Origin of the sequence: Conexibacter sp. CPCC 206217, from assembly GCF_030646165.1 — a bacterium.
Taxonomy (GTDB): Bacteria; Actinomycetota; Thermoleophilia; order Solirubrobacterales; family Solirubrobacteraceae; genus Conexibacter.
The window spans coordinates 415,425-435,925 of the sequence record NZ_JAUTDO010000003.1; the positions used below are offsets into that span (position 1 = coordinate 415,425).

General features: G+C 71.3%; 20 protein-coding genes. 4 read left to right on the top strand and 16 right to left on the bottom strand.

Annotation, left to right across the window (positions count from 1 at the left end; genetic code table 11):
* Positions 1–104: 104 nt before the first annotated feature.
* The 10 genes from Q7L65_RS10295 to Q7L65_RS10340 all read right to left on the bottom strand — a co-directional run bounded on the left by Q7L65_RS10295 (position 105) and on the right by Q7L65_RS10340 (position 11,064).
* Positions 105–641, bottom strand: a complete 537-nt coding sequence (locus tag Q7L65_RS10295) for an NUDIX domain-containing protein (RefSeq protein WP_304720914.1) — start codon at positions 639–641, stop codon at positions 105–107.
* Positions 638–1,657, bottom strand: a complete 1,020-nt coding sequence (locus tag Q7L65_RS10300; RefSeq protein WP_304720916.1) for a DUF3866 family protein — start codon at positions 1,655–1,657, stop codon at positions 638–640. Before Q7L65_RS10300 ends, Q7L65_RS10295 begins: the two co-directional genes overlap by 4 nt.
* Complete coding sequence (locus tag Q7L65_RS10305; protein ID WP_304720918.1) at positions 1,651–2,805, bottom strand: M20/M25/M40 family metallo-hydrolase; 1,155 nt, start codon at positions 2,803–2,805, stop codon at positions 1,651–1,653. The genes Q7L65_RS10300 and Q7L65_RS10305 overlap by 7 nt, the downstream gene beginning before the upstream one ends.
* Positions 2,802–4,541: a CTP synthase gene (locus Q7L65_RS10310; protein WP_304720921.1), complete on the bottom strand. Its 1,740-nt coding sequence runs from the start codon at positions 4,539–4,541 to the stop codon at positions 2,802–2,804. The genes Q7L65_RS10305 and Q7L65_RS10310 overlap by 4 nt, the downstream gene beginning before the upstream one ends.
* Positions 4,534–5,367 (bottom strand): hypothetical protein, encoded by an 834-nt coding sequence (locus tag Q7L65_RS10315; RefSeq protein WP_304720923.1) that lies wholly within the window; start codon positions 5,365–5,367, stop codon positions 4,534–4,536. Before Q7L65_RS10315 ends, Q7L65_RS10310 begins: the two co-directional genes overlap by 8 nt.
* Before the next feature lie 38 nt (positions 5,368–5,405).
* Positions 5,406–6,263: a copper transporter gene (locus Q7L65_RS10320; protein ID WP_304720925.1), complete on the bottom strand. Its 858-nt coding sequence runs from the start codon at positions 6,261–6,263 to the stop codon at positions 5,406–5,408.
* A gap of 129 nt (positions 6,264–6,392) precedes the next feature.
* The gene (gene steA / locus Q7L65_RS10325; protein WP_304720926.1) at positions 6,393–7,565 is read right to left on the bottom strand and encodes a putative cytokinetic ring protein SteA; all 1,173 of its coding nucleotides are present in this window, start codon (positions 7,563–7,565) and stop codon (positions 6,393–6,395) included.
* 79 nt (positions 7,566–7,644) lie between these two features.
* On the bottom strand, positions 7,645–9,315 hold the full coding sequence (recN, locus tag Q7L65_RS10330) for a DNA repair protein RecN (protein WP_304720928.1): 1,671 nt from the start codon (positions 9,313–9,315) through the stop codon (positions 7,645–7,647).
* Between the two features lie 92 nt (positions 9,316–9,407).
* Positions 9,408–10,274: an NAD(+)/NADH kinase gene (locus Q7L65_RS10335; RefSeq protein WP_304720929.1), complete on the bottom strand. Its 867-nt coding sequence runs from the start codon at positions 10,272–10,274 to the stop codon at positions 9,408–9,410.
* Complete coding sequence (locus Q7L65_RS10340; protein ID WP_304720930.1) at positions 10,267–11,064, bottom strand: TlyA family RNA methyltransferase; 798 nt, start codon at positions 11,062–11,064, stop codon at positions 10,267–10,269. The genes Q7L65_RS10335 and Q7L65_RS10340 overlap by 8 nt, the downstream gene beginning before the upstream one ends.
* 138 nt (positions 11,065–11,202) lie before the next feature.
* Here Q7L65_RS10340 and Q7L65_RS10345 point away from each other — a divergent pair, with 138 nt between their 5' ends.
* The 3 genes from Q7L65_RS10345 (at position 11,203) to Q7L65_RS10355 (ending at position 14,725) form a co-directional block, all read left to right on the top strand.
* Positions 11,203–11,547, top strand: a complete 345-nt coding sequence (locus tag Q7L65_RS10345; RefSeq protein WP_304720931.1) for a hypothetical protein — start codon at positions 11,203–11,205, stop codon at positions 11,545–11,547.
* 166 nt (positions 11,548–11,713) lie between these two features.
* A complete protein-coding gene (locus Q7L65_RS10350; RefSeq protein WP_304720932.1) occupies positions 11,714–13,129 on the top strand; it encodes a glycoside hydrolase family 6 protein in 1,416 nt (471 codons plus the stop codon).
* 198 nt (positions 13,130–13,327) lie between these two features.
* Complete coding sequence (locus Q7L65_RS10355; protein WP_304720933.1) at positions 13,328–14,725, top strand: glycoside hydrolase family 6 protein; 1,398 nt, start codon at positions 13,328–13,330, stop codon at positions 14,723–14,725.
* On the opposite strand, the gene dxs is transcribed toward Q7L65_RS10355, so the two are convergent.
* The 6 genes from dxs to Q7L65_RS10385 are packed head-to-tail and all read right to left on the bottom strand — an operon-like array spanning position 14,726 to position 19,725.
* Complete coding sequence (gene dxs, locus Q7L65_RS10360) at positions 14,726–16,678, bottom strand: 1-deoxy-D-xylulose-5-phosphate synthase (protein WP_304720935.1); 1,953 nt, start codon at positions 16,676–16,678, stop codon at positions 14,726–14,728.
* A complete protein-coding gene (locus tag Q7L65_RS10365) occupies positions 16,675–17,565 on the bottom strand; it encodes a polyprenyl synthetase family protein (RefSeq protein ID WP_304720937.1) in 891 nt (296 codons plus the stop codon). The genes dxs and Q7L65_RS10365 overlap by 4 nt, the downstream gene beginning before the upstream one ends.
* Positions 17,562–17,780 carry a hypothetical protein gene (locus Q7L65_RS10370; protein ID WP_304720939.1) on the bottom strand — a complete coding sequence of 73 codons (219 nt, stop codon included), beginning with the start codon at positions 17,778–17,780 and terminating at the stop codon, positions 17,562–17,564. Before Q7L65_RS10370 ends, Q7L65_RS10365 begins: the two co-directional genes overlap by 4 nt.
* The gene (locus Q7L65_RS10375) at positions 17,777–18,223 is read right to left on the bottom strand and encodes a transcription antitermination factor NusB (RefSeq protein ID WP_304720941.1); all 447 of its coding nucleotides are present in this window, start codon (positions 18,221–18,223) and stop codon (positions 17,777–17,779) included. The genes Q7L65_RS10370 and Q7L65_RS10375 overlap by 4 nt, the downstream gene beginning before the upstream one ends.
* 9 nt (positions 18,224–18,232) lie before the next feature.
* Complete coding sequence (gene efp, locus Q7L65_RS10380; protein ID WP_304720943.1) at positions 18,233–18,793, bottom strand: elongation factor P; 561 nt, start codon at positions 18,791–18,793, stop codon at positions 18,233–18,235.
* 56 nt (positions 18,794–18,849) lie between these two features.
* The gene (locus tag Q7L65_RS10385; RefSeq protein ID WP_370552547.1) at positions 18,850–19,725 is read right to left on the bottom strand and encodes a formylglycine-generating enzyme family protein; all 876 of its coding nucleotides are present in this window, start codon (positions 19,723–19,725) and stop codon (positions 18,850–18,852) included.
* An 80-nt stretch (positions 19,726–19,805) separates the two neighbouring features.
* Between Q7L65_RS10385 and Q7L65_RS10390 the strand changes: the two genes are divergently transcribed.
* Entirely contained in the window at positions 19,806–20,471 is a 666-nt protein-coding gene (locus Q7L65_RS10390) for a trimeric intracellular cation channel family protein (RefSeq protein ID WP_304720946.1), read from the top strand.
* Positions 20,472–20,501: the final 30 nt, after the last annotated feature.

Here is a 20,501-nt window from a genome sequence, read left to right on the forward strand (position 1 = left end):
CTCCAGGCCGCAACGAAGCGCCCAGACAGGTGGCGCTCGACCGAGGGCGGACAAGACCACCACCTGGTGGTGAAGATCCCGCCATCGGGCGGAGGCTGCTGTCGCTAGGCGCCGCGCACGCTGCGCTGGAGCAGCAGCAGGCCGATCAGCGACTTCGCGTCGTGGCACGACGCGATCGCGTCGTCGAGGCGGGTGAGCGGCCAGGGGATGATCTCGATCCGCTCGTCCTCGTCGACCGGCGGGCGCGGGACGTCGCTGAGGCCGGTGGCGCGGAAGAGGTGCAGCTGCTCGTCGCTGAAGCCGCAGCTGGTGAAGAAGTCGTGCAGCGGCATCCAGGTCGTCGCGGCCTTGCCGATCTCCTCGGCCAGCTCGCGCTTGGCGGTCTCCAGCGGGGCTTCGCCGTCGACGTCGAGCTTGCCTGCGGGGATCTCCAGCAGGTCGCCGACGCCGCAGATCTCGCGCGGCTGGCGCACGAGCCAGACGTGCTGGTCATCGGTCGCGACGATCCCGACCGCGCCCGGGTGGTGCATGTTGTCGCGCTCGACGACGGCGCCGTCGGCATGGCGGAATCTCTCCACGCGCACCTCGACGACGTGGCCCTTCCAGATCGTCTCCTGGCCGAGCTTCTCGAACTGCGTCACGACAGCATGCCTCCGAGTGTTGTGCCAGCCGCGAGCGCGGCGGCGAAGAACGGCTGATCCGCTTCCAGCGTGCGGCCCATCGTGCGGGCCGGCAGGCCGCTGGCGCTGTAGCCGGACAGATCCGCGTGCGCCTCGTGCACGACGTGGCCGCGGGCGCGGGCTGCGGCGAACGCCGGATCGGTCGCGCCGAGCGGAACCGGCAGCGTCACCGGGGCCAGCAGCAGCTCCAGCACCGTGCGGGTGTGGTGCGAGAGGCCCTGGTGACGGGGCCGCGGATCGCCCGAGGACATCCGCGCGACGAGCACGGTGCGGCAGCCGAGCGCCAGCGCCGCGTGCGCGCTGTCGAGCGCGAAGATGCCGCCGTGGCCGAGGGCGGAGCCGGACCCGAGAATCCCCGGACCGGGGCCGACGAGCACGACGTCCCAGCCCTGCCCAACGATCCCGTCGTGGATCGCGCCCGGCGTCGTGATCGCCTCGCGCTCGCCGCCGTAGGTCGCCCCGGCGGTCGTGTGGCCGGCGAGCAGACCGCGCTCGCGCAGTTCCCGCACGGTCGCCGAGATCGCGCCGGGCAGCGCGCCGCCCGCCGTCTGCACGTAGCCGACGCGCGTGCCCGGCCGCGCCTGCGCCAGCGCCCACGCAACCGGTGCGAGGTGGCCGTGCAGCGGGAAGGCGGCGGCGACGCCCTCCAACGGGGTATTCAGTTCACGTCCCTCCACCGGCCGCACCGTGTGCTGCAGCGAGGTGTAGTTCAGCTTCATCACGTTCTCGTCGTGGTCGACGGTCGCGCCGAGGCCGCGGGTGAGGTTCACGTGGACGATGTCCGCGCCGCCCGAGCCGAGGGCCAGGTCGATCGCGGCGACGTTGACGACGACGTCGTCGCCTTCCTCGCAGACGCCGACGAGGCCGATGTCGGCGACGGCCGTGCGCCGCTCGCCGGCGATCTCGGTGCTGAGCTGCTGCCAGCTGCCTTCGGAAGCACCCGCCTGGACGACGACGCCCCGCCGCAGCGTCAGCACAGCAGCGCCGCGCTCTCGCTCACCAGCGCCAGCGCCACGTCCAACATCCCCTCCAGCGCGACGACGGAGACGCGCTCGTCGATCTGGTGGGCGCGCTCGGTGCCGTTGGCGAGGTTGAGGCAGGGGAAGCCGGCAGCGATGAGGGCGTTGGCGTCGGAGCCGCCGCCGGAGGCGATCCGCTTGGGCACGTAGCCGCAGCCGTGCAGCGCGGCCTCGGCGGCGGCGAGCTGCGGCGCCGACGGTCTGACGCGGTAGCCGCGGAAGAGCGCCTCGATCGTCACGTCGACGTCGCACTCGGCGGCGTTGGCGCCGTCGTGCAGGTGGTCGACGATCTCCGCGACGACCGCCTCGACCTTCGTCTCGTCCAGCGAGCGCGCCTCGGCCTCGATCCGGCAGGCGTCCGGCACGACGTTGATGCCGGAGCCGCCGCGGATCGTGCCGACGTTCGTCGTCGTCTCGTCGTCGAGGCGGCCGAGCGGCATCGCGGCGACCGCCCGCGCGGCCGCGAGGATCGCGCTGCGGCCGTCCTCGGGGCGGATGCCGGCGTGCGCGGCGACGCCCATGAAGTCGGCGGTGATGCGGTGGTAGGTCGGCGAGGCGACGATCACCTCGCCGATCGGCGTCGCGTGGTCGAAGACGAAGCCGAACGCGCTGCGCAGCCGCGCGGCGTCGAACGCCTTCGCGCCCGCGAGCGCGTACTCCTCCGAGACGGTGAAGAGCAGTTCCAGCCCGACGGGCGGAGGCTCCGCGACTGCGCGCCGCGCGACCTCGAGGATCACGGCGATCGCCGCCTTGTTGTCGGCGCCGAGGATCGCGTCGTGTCTGTTCTCCCAGCCGTCGTCGACGAGCACCGGCTCGACCGGACCCGTCAGCGGGACGGTGTCGAGGTGGGCGCAGAGCAGGATCGACGGACCGGCGGGGGCGCCGGCGAGCTCGTCGCGCGACGGGACCCGCGCGAGCAGGTTGCCGGCGTCAGCGCCGACGGCTGCGCCGGCGTCGTCCTCGACCACATCCAGGCCGAGCGTGCGCAGCTCCATGGCGACGCGGTCCGCGCACGCCCGCTCGCGCCCGTAGGGGCTCTCGATCGCGCACAGCTCGGCGAACAGCTCGCCGAGCCGCCGGCGCTCCTGCTCGTCGGCCCGCCTCACGCGGTCGGCAGACCGGTCTCGCGCGCGAGCGTGTCGTCGGCCGACATCGGCGCGGAGCTGCGTGCCGAACGCGCGCCGTCGTCGTCGCCGCCGGCCGTGCCGCGCTCCAGCGCCCGGTCCAGCGCCGCGCGCACGAAGCCGCTGAACAGCGGCGCCGCGCGCTGCGGGCGCGACTTGAACTCGGGGTGGTACTGCGACGCGACGAAGAACGGGTGCTGATCGGCCGGCAGCTCGATCGCCTCGACGAGCTGCTCGTCGGGCGAGGTGCCGGAGCAGATCAGCCCGGCCGACTCGAGCCGGCGGCGCAGATGGTTGTTGACCTCGTAGCGGTGGCGGTGGCGCTCGTAGATGACCGCTTCGCCGTACAGCTCGCGCGTGCGCGTGCCCTCGTGCAGCTTGACCGGGTCGGCGCCGAGGCGCATCGTGCCGCCGAGGTCGGAGATCTCCTTCTGCTCGGGCAGCAGGTCGATCACCGGGTACGGCGTCTCGGGATCGAACTCGGTCGAGTTGGCGCCCGGCATGTTCGCGACGTTGCGGGCGAACTCCGCGACTGCCACCTGCATGCCGAGGCAGATCCCGAGGTACGGGATGTTGTCCTCGCGCGCGACCTGCGCGGCGCAGATCTTGCCCTCGATCCCGCGGCCGCCGAAGCCGCCGGGGACGAGCACGCCGTCGGCCTCGGCGAGCCGCTCGTGCGCCTCGTCGGTCTCCAGCTGCTCGGAGTCGATCCAGTCGACGTCGATCTGCGTGCCGTACTCGATGCCGGCGTGCTTGAGCGACTCGACGACGGACAGATACGCGTCCTCGAGCTTGATGTACTTGCCGACGAGCGCGATTCTGACGCGCTGCGACGCCTCGACGGCGCGCGCGGTCATCTGCTCCCAGCCGCTCAGGTCCGGCGCGGGCGCCTCCATGCGGAAGTGGTCGAGCACGAAGTCGTCGATGCCCTGCTCGCGGTAGACGAGCGGCACGCGGTAGATGTGGTCGACGTCGACCGCGGAGCCGATCGCCTCGATCGGGAGGCCGGCGAACAGCGCGATCTTTCTGCGGATGTCCTTGCTCAGCAGCGACTCCGAGCGGCACAGCAGCATGTCGGCGCCGATGCCGATGCGGCGCAGCTCGTTGACGGAGTGCTGCGTCGGCTTCGTCTTCAGCTCACCCGCGTGGCCGATGTACGGCACGAGCGTGAGGTGGATGTACATGCAGTTGCGGCGCCCGACGTCGGACGGGAACTGGCGGATCGCCTCCAGGAACGGCAGCGACTCGATGTCGCCGACCGTGCCGCCGATCTCGGTGATGACGAAGTCGACGTCGCTGGCGTCGGCCATCAGCTTGACGCGTGACTTGATCTCGTCGGTGATGTGCGGGATCACCTGGACGGTGCCGCCGAGGTAGTCGCCGCGGCGCTCGCGCCGGATCACCGAGTTGTAGATGCCGCCGGCGGTCACGTTGGAGCCGCGGCGGGCGTTGACGTCGGTGAAGCGCTCGTAGTGGCCGAGGTCGAGGTCGGTCTCCGCGCCGTCCTCGGTCACGAACACCTCGCCGTGCTGGTACGGCGACATCGTGCCGGGGTCGACGTTGATGTACGGGTCGAGCTTCTGCAGCTGGACGGTGAAGCCGCGCGCGACGAGCAGGCGACCGATCGAAGCGGCCGCGATTCCCTTGCCGAGCGAGGACACGACGCCCCCGGTGACGAAGATGAAGCGAGTCGAGCCGCTTGTCGGGGCCTCAGGCATGCGGAGCGTTCCTTCCGATCGAGTCTAGATTGCGCAGGAGTGGGGTTCGCTCGATCAGCGCCGAGAGCGAGCGGAATTCACCGTAGACGGTCAGCGCCAGGACGACGGCGAGCGCGATCGTCTGGCCGAGCGTGTCGAAGCTGAGAATCAACCAGAGTCCGGCGAGTCCGCCGATCAGGTTGGCGCCCGTGTCGCCCAACATGGCGCGCTCGCGCAGGTCGTAGAAGCCGGCGACGAGCACCGGCGCGGCGAACAGGCCGAGCGCTTCCAGCGGCCGTGCGTCCCAGGTTGCCAGCGTCAGCGCGGCGCCGAGCAGCACGAAACCCTTGGCGGAGCGGCCAGGGCGCAGGTCGAGCAGGTTGAAGAGATTGGTGGTCAGCACGAGCAATGCCACCGCGAGGATGTACTGCCCGTTGTCGTACCCCTCGCCGCTGAGGACGAACAGAGCGAGCCCGAGCGAGCCGACGGCCTTCAGCGCTCCGGTGCTGAAGCCGCCGCCGAGCACCGCCTTGCCGTGACCGCGCCAGCCGCGCGGTCTGCCGGCGAGCAGGTCGTCGATCAGGCCCAGCAGCGCGACGCCGAGCGCATATGTGGCGACGAGGCCGGCCTCCGGGCGCAAGACGACGGTGTCGAACAGCTGTTGCACGAGCGCGAGCGGGGCGAGCGCGACGACCGCCGCGGCGACGATCGCGATGCCGCCTGGGAACGGCAGCTGCGCTCCGCGGTAGTTCTCGCGCGTCAGCCCTTCCTCCGTCAGGTGCCGCAGGATCGGCGGCGTCAAGATGATCGCCGCCGCCAATGCGACGAGGGTCGGAAGGGCCTGCACGTGGAGAGAAGGTAGCGGGACGATCGGACGGCGAGCGCTTACAGGACCGGCGGCAGCCTGCCGCCATCGGCCGTCGACTTGACGCCGAAGTGGCCGCGCTCGCCGGCGAGCGCGAAGACGAGCGCGGCGCGGCCGAGCGGATCGTCGAGGTCGTCGACGCTGGACAGGTCCTGGTCCTTGAACCAGCCGATCTGCGACGGATCGGCGTCGATCGTCTCGACGCCGACGACCGGCACGTTGTTGACGCGCAGCCCGCGCATCAGGCCGTGCTCGAAGTCCTCGACGACCTTCTCCTCCTCGGGATCGTCGAATCTGCGCTCGTCGCGCACGATCACGACTGCGTCGGCACCCTCGAGCGTGCCGCTGCCCTGGTCCAGCAGGTCGCCGCGAACGTTCTGCAGCAGCTCGCCGCCCTGCGTGAACTGTATGCCGATGCGCGTCCCGAACGGATGCACGAGCGACGGCTGCTCGGCCAGCCTCTCGTAGCGCGTGCCTCTCGCGGCCTTGCCGATCTGCTCGAGGTCGAGCGGCTCCTTGATGACGGAGACCGACGACAGTCTCGCGCCGGAGCCCTGCAGCGCGCTGCGCGTCAGGTCCCACATCTTGTCCGAGGAGCCGCCCAGTTCGATCAACGCGACTCTCATCCCCTCCAGCCGGCCGTCGACGAGCGCCGGGTAGGCGTCCTCCTCGAAGACGCGCCGCTGCTCGAGCGTGTCGCGTGCGTCGTCGCGCTCCTGCTGCGCCTCGCGCACGTCCTTGCGCAGCGAGTCGCGCACCTCTCTCTCGGCGCTGGAGACGAGGCCTCTGTCGCCGACCGCGACGCCGAGCAGCAGCCCGATGACGAGCGCGAGTATGACGGCGACGAGCGAAAGGGCGTGGTAGCGGAAGCTGAGCATGCGGAGACGTGTGGTGGGTAGGTGTGGCGAGGCGGTCGGCGGGCGCTAGGCGGCGGCCGACCGCGCCGGCGTCGGGGCGGCGGCAGCGCGCGGCGTGGCCGGCGGCATCGGCGGCGGGGCGGCAGCCATCTAGGCGTCGATCCCCAGCAGCACCTGCAGCTTGAGCCACAGCAGGTCGGCGACGTCGTGCAGCGCCGGGGTCAGCAGGACGACGACGATCAGCGCGATCACGCCGGTGCCGGCCAGCAGCAGCACGGGTCCGATGCCCGGCTGCGGCCGGTAGAGGCGACTCACGCCCTTGGCGTCGACGAGGATCTCGCCGACGCGCAGGCGCGTCAGGAAAGTCGACGCCATCCCCTGGCGGTTCTTGTCGAGGAACTCGACGAGGTTGAAGTGGGAGCCGACGGAGACGATCAGCTCGGCGCCCTTCTCGGACGCGATCAGCATCGCGATGTCCTGGCTGGTGCCGGGCGCCGGGACGATCTTGTAGTCGAGCCCGAGCGACTCGAGGTAGTTGCGGCCCGGGGCGCGGCCGTCGGAGTAGGCGTGCACGACCAGCTCGGCGCCGGCGCGCAGCGTCGGCTCGGTGGCCGAGTCCATGTCGCCGACGATCATGTCGGGCTTGAAGCCCTCCTCGATGATCGCGTCGGCGCCGCCGTCGACGCCGACGAGCACCGGGCGCACGTCGCGGATGTAGGCGCGCAGCGCCTTCAGGTCGCGCTTGTGGTCGACGCCGCGCACGACGATCAGGACGGGGCGGTCGCGGAAGTCGGTGTCGAAGTGCGGCAGCTCCAGCTTGCCGGAGAGCAGGTCGCGCTCTTCGATCATGTACTGGACGGTGTTGGCGGCGAACGCCTCCAGCGCGTCGCCGATCTCGCGGCGGCGCTTGTCGGTCAGCGCCTGCACGCGCTCGGGCTCCTGCCGCTCGCCCTCCGCCATCAGCTCGTCGCGGCGCCAGACCTGACCGCCCCTGAGGACGATCGGGTCGCCGTCGCTCAGACTGCTCATCAGGTCGGCTCCGGGCGCGTCGATCAGCGCGATGCCTGCCTGCACCAGCAGCAGCGGACCCATGTTCGGGTAGCGGCCGCTGGACGACGGCGAGCAGTTGACGACGCCCGCGACGCCGCAGGCAACGAGGTCTTCACCGGAGACGCGATCGAGATCGCGATGATCGATGATCGCGACGTCGCCGGGGCGCAGTCTCTTGACGAGATGCTTGGTGCGCTTTCCGATCCGGGCGATGCCGGACACCTCGGTGGTGGCCGCGCCGTTCTTCGACGCGGTAGGGGGGAAAACGGCCACGGTTGACCCCTCAGTCTAATGATGGCGCCCGACATCGCCCTAACCGGATTCCGGAATGCCGAAACGCTTCTGACGTTTGTCAGGCGGCCTTCAAGAGTTCTCTTGCGTGTTTCCGCGCCGCTCTGTCGGTCTCGTCCGCGCCCAGCATCCGCACCAGCTCGCCGACGACGCCGTCTCTGCGCAGGTCCGTGATCGTCGTGACAGCAGTGGAGGCCGTCCCGTCCTTCTCGATCCGGAAGTGGCGCTGGGCGTGGGCCGCGACCTGCGGCAGATGGGTGATGCAGAGCACCTGGCGGCCCTCAGCCAGCGCGCGCAGCTGCGAGCCGACCGCCCGCGCGGTGTGACCGCCGATGCCGGCGTCGATCTCGTCGAAGACGAGCAGGCCGGCGCCGTCCTCGACGTCGGCGTTCGCGACGCCGAGCAGCGCCAGCATCACGCGCGACGTCTCGCCGCCGGACGCCACGTCGCGCAGAGGACCGGCCGGCACGCCGGGGTTGGCGGCGATCAGCAGCTCGACCGTGTCGCCGCCGCTCGCGGTCGGCTCCTCGCGCTCCGACAGCGCGACCTCGAACGTCGCGCCCGCCATCGCCAGCTCCGCGAGCCGCGCGCGCACCGCCTCCGCCAGGCCGGGCGCCGCCTCCGCGCGCGCCGCGCGCAGCTCCACCGCGACCGCCTGCAGCCGCTCCCTCGCCTCCGCCAGCTCCGCCCGCGTCTGCTCCAGCGCCGCCTCCGCGCCGGTCAGCTCGTCGCGCCGCGCGCGGCACTGCTCCGCGTGGGCGAGCACCGCCGCGATCGTGCCGCCGTGCTTGCGCTCCAGCCGCTGGAGCGCCGTCAACCGCTCCTCGACCTCGTCGAGCCGGCCGGGCTCCCCCTCGACGCCCTGCTCGTAGCCGCGCAGCTCCGTCGCGAGGTCGTCAGCCTCCAACACGAGCGCGCGGTATCGCTCGATCAGCGGCTCCAGCTCCGGATCGACCCCGGCCATCGCGTCGAGCGCGCCCGCAGCTGCCGCCAGCAGCGCGCTGGCGCCGCTCTCACCGCTGTCGGGCATGATCGCCTCCGCTCCCGCAAGGGCGGCCCCGCGCAGCCCCTCGAGGTGCCGCAGCCGCGCCGCCTCGCGCTCCAGCTCGGTCTGCTCCGCCGCGCTCGGATCGACCTCCTCGATCTCGCGCAGCTCGAACTCGAGCAGGTCCAGCTCGCGCTCGCGCGCGCCGCCAATCGCCCCCAGCTCCTGCGCCCGCCGTGTCAACGTGCGCAGCTCCGCATGAGCGGCAGCCGCCTGCGCGCGCCGCTCGCGCTGCTGCGGGCCGCAGAACGAGTCGACGATCTCTAGCTGCGCAGAGGCGAGCATCAGCTTGCGGTGCTCGTGCTGGCCGTAGAAGGCGAGCAGCTCGCCGCCCAGCTCGCGCAGGTCCGCGACCGTCGCGGAGCGGCCGTTGAGGTAGGCGCGCGTGCGCCCGTCCGGCCAGACGCGCCGTGCCAGCACCAGCTCGTCGGCGTCGTCGGGCAGCCGTTCCCCGAGCTGCTCGCGCAATCGCTGCGGGAAGTCGAAGACGCCCTCGACGTACGCCTCCGAGGCGCCCGGGCGGACGATCCCGCTGCGCGCCTTGCCACCCAGCAGCAGGTCGAGCGCGTGCGCCAGCATCGTCTTGCCGGCGCCCGTCTCGCCCGTCAGCACGTTGAGCCCGGGCCCGAGGCGCAGCTCGGCCCGCTCGATCAGGAGAAGATTCTCGACACGCAGCTCGTGAAGCATGCGCGCAAGTCCATCACCTTCGCCGGACGGAAAAGCGAACAGAGGTTCGCATGCGAGCAGGGCTGCACGCGAACACCCGTGCGAATCCCCGCCTAGGCCCCCCGGGCGAGCCGCCCGAACTTCTCGCGCAGGCGGTGGTAGAAGCTCGCGTCGTGTGCCTGCGCGAGCGTGCCGACGTCGTGTCTGAAGCGCGCCGACAGCGCGCCGCCCGGCAGCAGCTCGCAGATCGGCCGCCCGTCGATCGAGACGTCGACCGGTTCCTCGCGCGAGCGGTTGCGGATCGTGATCGGGTCGGCCGGCGCGACCACGAGCGCGCGCGCCGTCAGCGAGTGCGGCGCGATGTAGGAGACCGCGAGCCCCTCCACGCCCCACGCCATCACGGGTCCGCCGTTGGCGAGGTTGTAGCCGGTCGAGCCGGCGGGCGTGGCGACCACGAGGCCGTCGCAGCGCACGCGGCCGACCTCCTCGTCGCCGACCTCGACCGCCAGGTCCGCGACGCGCAGGCCCTGCTGGCGGTGAAACGAGACGTCGTTCATCGCGAGCCACTCGCCGCCGCCGCTCTGCGCCTCGATGCCCGGCAGCGAGAGCATCTCGAAGTTGCCGTCGAACGCCATCTTCAGCCCGACGCCGACGTCGTGGTCGGGGTCGACGGTCGCGAGGAAGCCGACCTCGCCGAAGTTGACGCCGAAGACCGGGACGCCCGTCCGCGCATAGCAGCGCAGCCCGTGCAGGATCGTGCCGTCGCCGCCCAGCACGACGCAGAGGTCGGCGTCCGGCGCCGGCGGCGCGTCGACCTCGATCCCCGGCTCCGCCTTGAGGCCGTGCTTGATCGTCTCCTCCGGTGAGAAGCGCAGCGTGTAGCCGGCCGCGCGAGCGGCCGCGACCAGCTCGCCGAGCGCCGCGCTCGTCTCCGTCGGGCGGCGGTGGGTGAAGACCGTCGCAACCCTGCGCTCACTCATGTGGCTCGACCTCCAGGGCCGCAGACTCCAGATCGTCGAGCGCGCCCGCGCGGCCGCCCTCGGCCAGTCGCACGAACGTCTCCCGGTTGCCCTTCGGGCCAGGCAGGCCAGAGGATACGAAGCCGAGCACCGCGGCGCCGAGCTGCTGCGCCGCGGCGGCGACCGCGACGAGCGCCGCGCGGCGGTCGGCCGGGTCGTGCACGACGCCCTTGCCGACCTTCTCGCGACCGACCTCGAACTGCGGCTTGATCATCGCGAGGCCGTCGTAGCGCTCCGCCAGCGTCGCCAGGACGGCCGGCAGGACCTTCGTCAGGGAGATGAACGAGACGTCGGCGACGAACAGGTCCGGCGCGTACGGGAGCTGCTCGCGCGTGAGCGCGCGGGCGTTGCGGCGCTCCATCACGGTCACGCGCTCGTCGGTGCGGACCTGCCAATGCAGTTCGCCGTAGGCGACGTCGAGCGCGACGACGTGGACGGCGCCGCGCTGCAGCAGGCAGTCGGTGAAGCCGCCGGTCGAGGCGCCGACGTCGAGCGCATGGCGTCCGCTGACGTCGAGTCCGACCGCGTCGAGCGCGTTCGCGAGCTTTCTGCCGCCGCGCGAGACGAACGCCGGCGCGGCGTCGACGTCCAGCTCGACGTCGTCGGCCACCATCTGGCCGGGCTTCAGCGCACGTCTGCGGTCGGCGCCGATCAGCACCTCGCCCGCCAGCACGGACGCGGCCGCGCGCGAGCGAGAGGCGAAGACGCCTCGCTCCGCGAGCAGCGTGTCGAGTCGCATCTTCGTCGTCACCGCGCAGACACGGTACCGGCACGGGCGCCCGTTGCCACCTGCAGCCCCTCGAAAGCACGCCGCGACGACCAGATAGACGCCAACGTGCATGTGAGGAGATTCACACAACGGTCTCGTGCGAAGTCACACAATCGCTGCATGATGACGGCGCTTCGACCACTTCCACTCTCGCTCCACGGAGCCGTCGAGTTGCTGTTCGGGGTGCTCGCCCTGATCGCGCCCTTCGCATTCGGCTTCACCGCCGCCGGGACCGTCCTGGCCGGACTGATCGGCGTGCTCGCGATCGGCCTCGCGCTCGATGCGACGAGCCCCCGCGACGTGATCGCCCACCGCGCGTTCGACCACGGGCTGGCGTTCGGCGCGGTCCTCGTCGCGCTCGCACTGGCGATCGCCGGCGACGGCGCCGCGGCGCTGGTGCTCGGCGGCCTCGGGCTCGCGCAGCTGACGCTCAGCGCGGGCACGCGCTACACCGTCCGGGGTTGACCGCGGGGTTCTCGCGGCGCGCCGCGGCGCGGCGCGGCCGCGCGCAGCGTCGCGTAGAAGATTCGTCCGTGTTGGGACGAATCGCATCGCACAGCTTCCAAGCCGCGCCGATCAAAGGGAGGGTCGCACCGATCCCGTCCATCGTCCCCTCCCCTTCAGGCGTGTCATGTCCAAGACCCCCCTTCGTCTCGTCCTGCTTGCGCTGCTCGCACTGCTGCTGATCCCGGCGGCGGCATCCGCGGCCGGCACGATCCGTCTCACCTCCGACCACTTCAGCGTCAACGAAGGTGACGGCAACGCCGTCATCACGATCGTCCGCGACGACGTCCGCGAACGTGGCGAGATCCGCTACGACGCCTACTACGACCGCAGCGCGGAGGCCAACCAGGACTGGAAGCCGGTCCAGGGCACGATCAGAATCGATCCGGGCGTCGCCGAGGCCTCCTTCACGATCCCGATCATCGACGACACGATCGTCGAGGGTCCCGAGACCGTCAAGGTCGGCATCTACGGGCCCTACAACGCCAAGCTCGGCGAGCCCAACCGCGCGATCCTGACGATCGTCGACAACGACGCGATCGGGACGCCCGACCTGCGCGACGACGCCAACCCGCTCGCGCTCCCGGTCGCGCCGACCAACGGCAACCCGCTCTTCGGCGCGCGCTTCTTCGTCGACACCAAGTGGAACCTCGCCCGCGTCGCGATGCAGAAGTACCGCCGCGCGAAGGGCGTCCAGCAGCTCAGAGTGATCGCCGACCAGCCGGAGACGAAGCGCTTCGGCACCTGGACGAAGGCGCCGCGGCACGAGGTCGCGACGCTGCTGCAGCGTGTCCAGACCGAGGATCCGGGTGCCGTCCCGCTGCTGGCCACCTACCGCCTCAAGCACCTGCAGTGCGGTGGCGTGGCCGACTCGCCGGCCGACGTCGCCGCGTACAAGCGCTGGTACGACGAGTTCGCGCTCGGGATCGGCAACCAGCCCGTCGTCCTCTTCTACGAGATCGACGCGCTGATCACGATGAAGTGCCTCTCCGGCCCGGGCCGCGCGCGCCGCATCGAGGAGGTCAAGTACGCGATCGACGTGCTGTCGAAGCTGCCGCGCGCGGTCGTCTACGTCGACGCCGGCAGCGGTCTCGCGCACGGCGCGCCCTACATAGCGGCGAAGCTGCGCCAGGTCGGCGTCAACAAGATCCAGGGCTTCTTCACCAACGCGACGCACCAGGACAGAACGCTGAAGGAGATCAAGTACGCGCGTGACCTCGTCAAGCGCACGGGCGGCACCGCCCACTACGTGATCAACACGTCCGGCAACGGCAGGGGCCCGCTGGTCCCGAAGGACCGCGTCAGGGACGGCAACTCGTTCCGCTGCAACGCGCCCGGCCGCGGCCTCGGCCCCAAGCCGACGTCGAACGTGCCGGCGAAGTACCGCGGGCTCGACGGCCTCTTCTGGATCGGCAACCCCGGCCGCTCCGCCGGCCCCTGCGCGCAGGAGCTGTACCCGGGCCAGACGATCCCCGCGACCGGCACCTTCTGGCTGCAGTACGCGCTCTCGCTGATCAAGAACGCCGACTTCCGCATCACCTGATCCGGAATTCGCGGACCCAGGTCCGCCGTTCGTCCGCTCCAAGGCTCCAATAGCTCACCAAACCGCCCCATCGCTGACCAGCGGTGGGGCGGTCGGCGTTCATGCCCTATTGAAGCCCTTGGCGGCGGGTAGTTTCGAGAGAGCTAAAACCGACGCCTGGGAGGCCGTCGACCGATGTTCCGTTTCACGCATTCCCCCATGCGAGTGGTCGTGCTCGCCTGTCTGGCGCTGCTGCTCATGCTTCTGCTCGCTCCGCGCGCCGCTTCGGCCGCGGGCACCGTCAGCCTCACGTCGACCTCGTACACGGTCAACGAAGGGGCCGGCAACGCCGTCATCACCTTCACGCGCTCCACCGCCTCCACGCGCGGCGAGGTCCGCTACGGCGCCTGGCACAGAACGGCGCAGCAGTTCCAGGACTACAAGCCCGTGAAGGGCCGCGTCGACCTCGCGCCCGGTCAGACCGAGGGCTCGTTCTCCGTCCCGATCGTCGACGATCCGCTCGTCGAGGGCAGAGAGACGATCGCAGTCGGCATCTTCGGCACCTATCCCGAGAGAGTCGGCAGACCGGACCGCGCGATCCTCACGATCGAGGACAACGACGCGATCTCGACCGATCCGCGCGACAGCGTCAACCCGCTCGGACTCAACCCGGCGCCGACCGACGGCAACCCGCTGTCCGGCGCGCGCTTCTACGACAACCCGTCGCAGACGATCGCGGGCGTCTACGCGAACCGCATCAAGCGCAGCAAGCCGGGCGCGGCGAGAATGCTCTCGGCGATCAGCTCCCAGCCCGAGTCCAAGCGCTTCGGCAGTTGGAACGACCGCCCCGGCTACGTCGTCGCGAAGTACCTCGCGCAGGCGTACAACGACGACCCGGGCGCGATCCCGCTGCTGGCGACCTACCGGCTCAAGCACCTCACCTGCCACCGCGTCAGCGACTCTGCCAGAGAGGCCGCAGCCTACAAGCGCTGGTACAGCGACTTCGCGAACGGGATCGGCAACCAGAGAGTCGTGCTCTTCTACGAGATCGACGCGCTGATCACCGCGCCGTGCCTGTCCGGCAGAGGCCTGCAGGTGCGCATCGACGAGATGCGCTCCGCGATCGATTCGCTCGCGAGGCTGCCGCACGCGGTCGTGTACGTCGATGCCGGCGCCAGCGACGCGCACCACCCGAGATTCATCGGCTCACTGCTGCGCAAGGTCGGCGTCAACAAGATCCAGGGCTTCTTCACCAACTCCACGCACCACAACCGCACGACGAAGGAGATCCGCTACGCCGACGGCCTCTCCCGCGCGACCGGCGGCAAGCACTACGTCGTCAACACCGCCGTCAACGGCAAGGGCGCGCTGCGGCCGAAGAACAAGGTCGAGTTCGGCAACTCGATCCGTTGCAACCCGAGAGGCCGCGGCCTCGGTCCCAAGCCGACGTCGAACGTGCCGCCGCAGTACCCGCGGCTCGACGGCCTCTTCTGGATCGGCAACCCCGGCCGCTCCGCCGGCAACTGCGGCACGTCGAGAAACGCGCCACCGACGGGCACGTTCTGGCTCGACTACGCGCTCATGCTGATCAAGAACGCGGACTACCGGATCCGGTAGTCAGGACGTCGCTGGCGTGCGGTGGCCGCTGCCCACCGCCGCCAGCACGCGCTCCGCGATCGCGGGGCCGGTGAAGCCGACCTCCTCGTGCAGCAGCGCCGGGGAGCCGTGCGTGACGTAGCGGTCGGGGATGCCGACGCGCAGGATCCGCGAGGCGATGCCGCTGTCGGACAGCGTCTCCCACACGGCCGAGCCGAAGCCGCCGGCCAGGACGCCCTCCTCGACGGTCACGAGCAGGTCGTGCTCGGCCTGCAGTTGGGCGACGAGACCGGCGTCGATCGGCTTCGCGAAGCGCGCGTCGGCGACCGTCGCGGCGATCCCGTGCTCGGCCAGCAGCGTCGCGGCCTCCAGCGCCTTGGCGACGCCGCTGCCGTAGCCCAGCAGCGCGACCTTGCCGTCGCCCTCGCGCAGGATCTCGCCGCTGCCGATCTCCAGCAGTCTGGGCTCCAGCGGCAGCGGCACGCCGGTCGCCTCGCCGCGTGGGTAGCGCAGCGCGACCGGGCCGTCGTACGCGAGCGCGGTGTGCAGCATGTGGACCAGCTGCGCCTCGTCGCGCGGCGCCATCAGCACGATGTGCGGCAGCGGGCGCAGGTAGGAGATGTCGAAGACGCCGTGGTGCGTCGGGCCGTCGTCACCGACGAGGCCGGCGCGGTCCATCGCGAGCACGACGTCGAGTCTCTGCAGGCAGACGTCATGGACGATCTGGTCGAACGCGCGCTGCAGGAAGGTCGAGTAGATCGCCGCGACCGGCTTGCAGCCCTGCAGCGCCAGGCCGCAGGCGAACAGCAGCGCCTGCTGCTCGGCGATGCCGACGTCGAAGTAGCGCTCCGGCAGCTCTCTCTGGAGGATGTTGAGGCCGGTGCCGGAGTTCATCGCAGCGGTGATGCCGATCACGCGCTCGTCGCGGCGGCACTCGTCGACGAGCGCGTCGCCGAACACCTGCGTGTACTGCGGCGGCTTCGGCTTCGCCTTCGCGGCGCCCGGGATCGCCGCCGGGGCCGGCGCGGGCGCGCCGTTGGCGATCGACTTCGGCTTGGCGGCATGCCACTTCTCCATGCCCTCCAGGCCGCCGTCCTCGGCCGGCGCGAAGCCCTTGCCCTTCACCGTCGAGACATGCACGACGACCGGCCGCTCGGCCGCGATCGCCTCTCTCAGCGCCGCGCGCAGGGCGTGCACGTCGTGGCCGTCGACGACGCCCATGTAGGCCCAGTCGAGCTCCTCCCAGAAGAGGCCGGGCGCCCAGAACGCCTTGATCGACTCCTTCAGCTGCGGGCCGAGGTGGGCGAAGCGGTTGCCGATCCCGGCCGGCAGCTTCGTCAGGCCGTCCTCGACGCCCTCGCGCGCCTTCCACAGCTTCGGGTTCAGCCGCACGCGGTTGAAGTAGCGCGACAGCGCGCCGACGTTCGGCGAGATCGACATGCCGTTGTCGTTCAGCACGACGACCATCGGGGTGCCGAGGCCGCCGGCCTGGTGGACCGCCTCGAACGCGACGCCGCCGGTCATCGAGCCGTCGCCGATCACCGCGACGACCGCGCCGTCCTCGCCCTGTCCGTGGCGCATCGCCTCCTTCAGCCCGACGGCGTAGCCGATCGAGGTGGAGGCGTGGCCGGCGCCCATGATGTCGTGCTCGGACTCGTCGATCGAGCAGAACGGCGACAGGCCGCCGTACTTGCGGATCGTCTCGAGCTGGTCGCGGCGGCCGGTCAGGATCTTGTGCGGGTAGGCCTGGTGGCCGACGTCCCAGAGGATCTTGTCGCGCGGCGACTCCAGCAGCGAGTGCAGCGCGACGGCCAGCTCGCAGGTGCCGAGGTTGGCGCCGAAGTGCCCGCCGATCTCTCCGACCGTGTCGATGATGTGCTCGCGCACCTCCTGCGCGAGCTGCTGCAGCTGTTCGTCGGAGAGGCCCTTGAGGTCCTCGGGACCGTCGACGCCGGGAAGGATCGGTTCGCTCATGAGGTCCGCGTGTAGATGAAGTCGGTGATCTGCGTCAGCTCCCCTGCGCCACCCGGGGCGGCGCTCTGCAGCGCTGCGCGGGCGTTGGCGTGCGATTCGGCGGCCAGCTCGCGCGCCCGTTCGAGGCCGAACTCGCTCACGTACGTGCGCTTGCCGAGCCGCTCGTCGCTGCCCTGGGTCTTGCCGAGTGCGTCGTCGGTGCCGACGACGTCGAGGATGTCGTCGACGATCTGGAAGAGCACGCCAAGCTCGCTTGCGAAGTTGCGGAAGGCGTCGATTGTCGCAGGTGGCTGGGTCGGAGCGAGCAGCAGCGGGCACATGATCGACGCGCCGATCAGCCTGCCGGTCTTCAGCGCGTGCAGATGACGCAGGCCTGCCGGGTCCTTGGGGGCGGAAGCGGCCACGTCCAGGTACTGCCCGCCGACCATCCCGTTGACTCCCGTCGCGGACGCGAGCTCGCGCACGGCGGCGAGGATCGCGGCCGGCTCGCCCGGCTGGCGCTCCAGCACGTGGCGGAAGGCCTCCGCGTAGAGGCCGTCGCCCGCGAGGATCGCGACGTTCTCGCCGAACGCCTTGTGGCAGGTCGGTCTGCCGCGACGCAGGTCGTCGTCGTCCATCGCCGGCAGGTCGTCGTGGATCAGCGAGTAGGTGTGGATCAGCTCCAGCGCCGCCGCTATCGGCAGGACCGCCTCGGCCGGCTGGCCGATCGCGCGCGCCGTCGCCAGCGCGAGCACGGGGCGTATGCGCTTGCCGCCGGCCAGCAGCGAGTAGCGCATCGCCTCTTCGAGGCCGTCCGCGCCGGTCGTCTCGGCGTCGATGAAGGTGAGCTGCGCGAGGTACTCCTCCACCGTGCGGCGGAGGGCGTCGGGATACTCGCCCGCGCTCATGCGGGCTGCGTCGGGAGCGACGTCTGACCCGGCGCGGGCGGCTCCGCGGCGACGCGCACGCGGCGATCGAGCTCGTTGGCGGCGTCGCCGGCGAGGCGGGCGCACTCCTCCACCAGGCGCGCGGCCTGCTCGGGCTCCAGGTCGCCGCCGCGCAGCTGCGCGGCCGCGTCCTCGAGCTGACGGCTGAAGTACTCCAACTGATCGACGCCGCTCATCGGCCGCCTCCGTTCTCGCTGCCGTTGCCGCTCGTCGCGCCGTCGGCGGCGCGGTGCTCGCGCAGGATCGCCGCCAGCACGCCGTTGAGGAAACCGGGCGCCTCGGCGCCGCAATAGGCCTTGGCGGTCTCGATCGCCTCGTCGATCGCGCCCTCCGGCGGGATCGAGCGCTCCGCCGGGACGTCGCCGGGGTGCAGCATCTCCAGCAGGCTGACGCGCATGATCGAGCGCTCCAGCGGGGCGATCCGCGACAGCGTCCAGCCCTCGGCGTGGCGGCTGATCAGGTCGTCGAACTCCGGCTGACGGGCGAGCGCCGCGCGGGCAAGCGCCTGCGTGAACGTCGCGGCGTCCTTCGGCAGCGTGTCGTCGAGGGGCCGGCCGGTGAGGTCGTGCTGGTACAGCGCGAAGACCGCTTCGCGTCGTTGGTCGCTTCGGCGAGACACGAGGTCGCGCTACGCGCGGGACATGTATTCGCCGGAGCGCGTGTCGACCCGCACCTTGTCGCCGATGTTGACGAACAGCGGGACGTTGATCTGCGCGCCGGTCTCCAGCGTCGCGGGCTTCGTGCCGCCGCCGGAGGCGGTGTCGCCGCGCAGGCCGGGCTCGGTCTCGGTGACCTCGAGGTCGACGGCGCTGGGCAGCTGGATGTCGGCCGGGACGCCGTCGATCGACAGCAGGTCGACGTTGTCGCTCGCCTTCGTCCAGCGCAGCGCGTCTCTCAGCGCGGCTGCGGGGATCGCCGACTGCTCGAAGCTCTCGACGTCCATGAAGTGCGCGTCGGACTCGTCGGAGTAGAGGTACTGCATCTTGCGCACCTCGGTCCGCACCGAGCGGAACTTCTCGCCCGCGCGGAACGTCTTGTCGATCACGTTGCCGTCGCTGGATCGGCGCAGCTTCGTCCGCACGAACGCGGGGCCCTTGCCCGGCTTGACGTGCTGGAACTCGACGACTTTGAAGATCGTCCCGTCCACTTCGATGTGGTTGCCGTTCTTGAGCTGGTTCGTGCTGATCACGGTGAGGATTGTAGGGCGGCGGGAGGCGTGGGGCGAAACCGGGGCGGCGCAGCCGCTCAGCGCACCACGCAGCGGAAGCCGATGTGGCTTGTGGAGGTGTCGATCGGCTCGCCCTGACGGGCGGCGGGGCGGTAGCGCAGGCAGTAGTTGGGGGCGCACAGGTGGGAGCCGCCCTTGATCACTCTGCGCGGGATGTGGGCGCCGGGCTCTGAGGTCGGCGCCGGCGGCGGGGCGCAGCAAGCGCGCTCGGTCGCGTGCGACTCGGTCCACGCGTCGGCCGTCCACTCCCAGACGTTGCCGGTCATGTCGTAGAGGCCGTGGCCGTTGGGCGGGAAGGTCGCGACCGGCGAGGTGCCCTCCCAGCCCTTCGCCTTCAGGTTCTGCCACGGGAACTCGCCCTGCCAGTGGTTGGCCATCAGGCGCCCGTCCGGCCGCTCCTCGTCGCCCCAGGCGAACGTCGCGCCGTCGAGGCCGCCGCGGGCGGCCAGTTCCCACTCCGCCTCCGTCGGCAGCGCCTTGCCAGCCCAGGCGGCATAGGCGGCCGCGTCCTGGTGCGCGACGTGGACGACCGGATGGCGGTCGCGGCCGCGGATGCTCGTTCCCGGGCCGCCCGGGTGGCGCCAGTCCGCGCCCGGCACGTACGCCCACCACTGCCGCCAGTCGTTCAGCGAGACGCGCTGCGGCGCCTTGCGGAAGACGAGCGAGCCTGGGACCAGCAGCTCCGGAAGAGCGTCGGGGTACTCGTCCGCCGCGGGCTGCTGCTCGGCGAGCGTGACGTAGCCGGTCTCCTCCGCGAAGCGCCGGAAGTCGCGCACGGTCACGAGCCGGCTGTCGATCCAGAAGCCGTCGACGTCGACCTCGCGCAGCGGGGCCTCCTCCGGATAGAAGCGCTCGGAGCCCATCCGCACGCGCGCGGCGTCGATGCGGACCATGTTGCGGGGAGCGGTGGTCGTCGTGGCCACGCCCTCCAGGATCGCGCTCGTGTCAACTGGTCACTAGATTCGCCCCCGCAATGACTGCGGACCAGACAGAAGCGCTCCGCCCCACGGCGCCGCCGTGGCGCCGGCCCGACCGGCTCGTGCTGGCGTTCGACCTCGCCGCGACGGCGCTGTTCGCGCTCGAAGGGGCGCTGAACGCGGCAGAGGCCCGCTTCGACCTCTTCGGCGTGCTCGTGCTGGCGTTCGTGACCGCGCTCGGCGGCGGGATCGTGCGCGACGTGCTGATCGGCTCGGTCCCGCCCGCGTCGCTGTCGTTCAAGCGCTACCCGCTGACCGCGTTCGCGGCCGGCGTCGTCGTCTTCCTGTTCGAGGACTACGTCGACGAGCTGCCCTCAGCCGTGCTCGTGACGCTCGACGCCGGCGGACTCGGGCTGTTCGCGGTCGCCGGCGCGCGCAAGGCGCTCGACTTCGGCACAAACGGCCTGACGGCGGTGCTGCTGGGCGTCGTCACCGGCGTCGGCGGCGGCGTCATGCGCGACCTGCTGCTCGGCATCCCGCCGCGCGTGCTCAACACCGACGTCTATGCGAGCGCCGCGCTGGTCGGCGCTGCGATCGCGGTGATCGGCATACAGCGCGGCCACCCGGCTGGGAAGACCATGCTGCTCGGCGGCGCCGTCTGCTTCGCGCTGCGGATGATCGCCTACTGGCAGCACTGGAACCTGCCGAACGTGGGCTTCTGAGCACACCACTAGCCTGAGACGCAGTGCGCA

Bases quoted from the DNA above. Each gene is read 5' to 3' on its own strand.
- Q7L65_RS10310 (WP_304720921.1), bottom strand. From the start codon at position 4,541: ATGCCTGAGGCCCCGACAAGCGGCTCGACTCGCTTCATCTTCGTCACC.
- Q7L65_RS10320 (WP_304720925.1), bottom strand. From the start codon at position 6,263: ATGCTCAGCTTCCGCTACCACGCCCTTTCGCTCGTCGCCGTCATACTC.
- recN (WP_304720928.1), bottom strand. From the start codon at position 9,315: ATGCTTCACGAGCTGCGTGTCGAGAATCTTCTCCTGATCGAGCGGGCC.
- Q7L65_RS10335 (WP_304720929.1), bottom strand. From the start codon at position 10,274: ATGAGTGAGCGCAGGGTTGCGACGGTCTTCACCCACCGCCGCCCGACG.
- Q7L65_RS10345 (WP_304720931.1), top strand. From the start codon at position 11,203: ATGATGACGGCGCTTCGACCACTTCCACTCTCGCTCCACGGAGCCGTC.
- Q7L65_RS10350 (WP_304720932.1), top strand. From the start codon at position 11,714: ATGTCCAAGACCCCCCTTCGTCTCGTCCTGCTTGCGCTGCTCGCACTG.
- Q7L65_RS10355 (WP_304720933.1), top strand. From the start codon at position 13,328: ATGCGAGTGGTCGTGCTCGCCTGTCTGGCGCTGCTGCTCATGCTTCTG.
- dxs (WP_304720935.1), bottom strand. From the start codon at position 16,678: ATGAGCGAACCGATCCTTCCCGGCGTCGACGGTCCCGAGGACCTCAAG.
- Q7L65_RS10365 (WP_304720937.1), bottom strand. From the start codon at position 17,565: ATGAGCGCGGGCGAGTATCCCGACGCCCTCCGCCGCACGGTGGAGGAG.
- Q7L65_RS10370 (WP_304720939.1), bottom strand. From the start codon at position 17,780: ATGAGCGGCGTCGATCAGTTGGAGTACTTCAGCCGTCAGCTCGAGGAC.
- Q7L65_RS10385 (WP_370552547.1), bottom strand. From the start codon at position 19,725: ATGGTCCGCATCGACGCCGCGCGCGTGCGGATGGGCTCCGAGCGCTTC.
- Q7L65_RS10390 (WP_304720946.1), top strand. From the start codon at position 19,806: ATGACTGCGGACCAGACAGAAGCGCTCCGCCCCACGGCGCCGCCGTGG.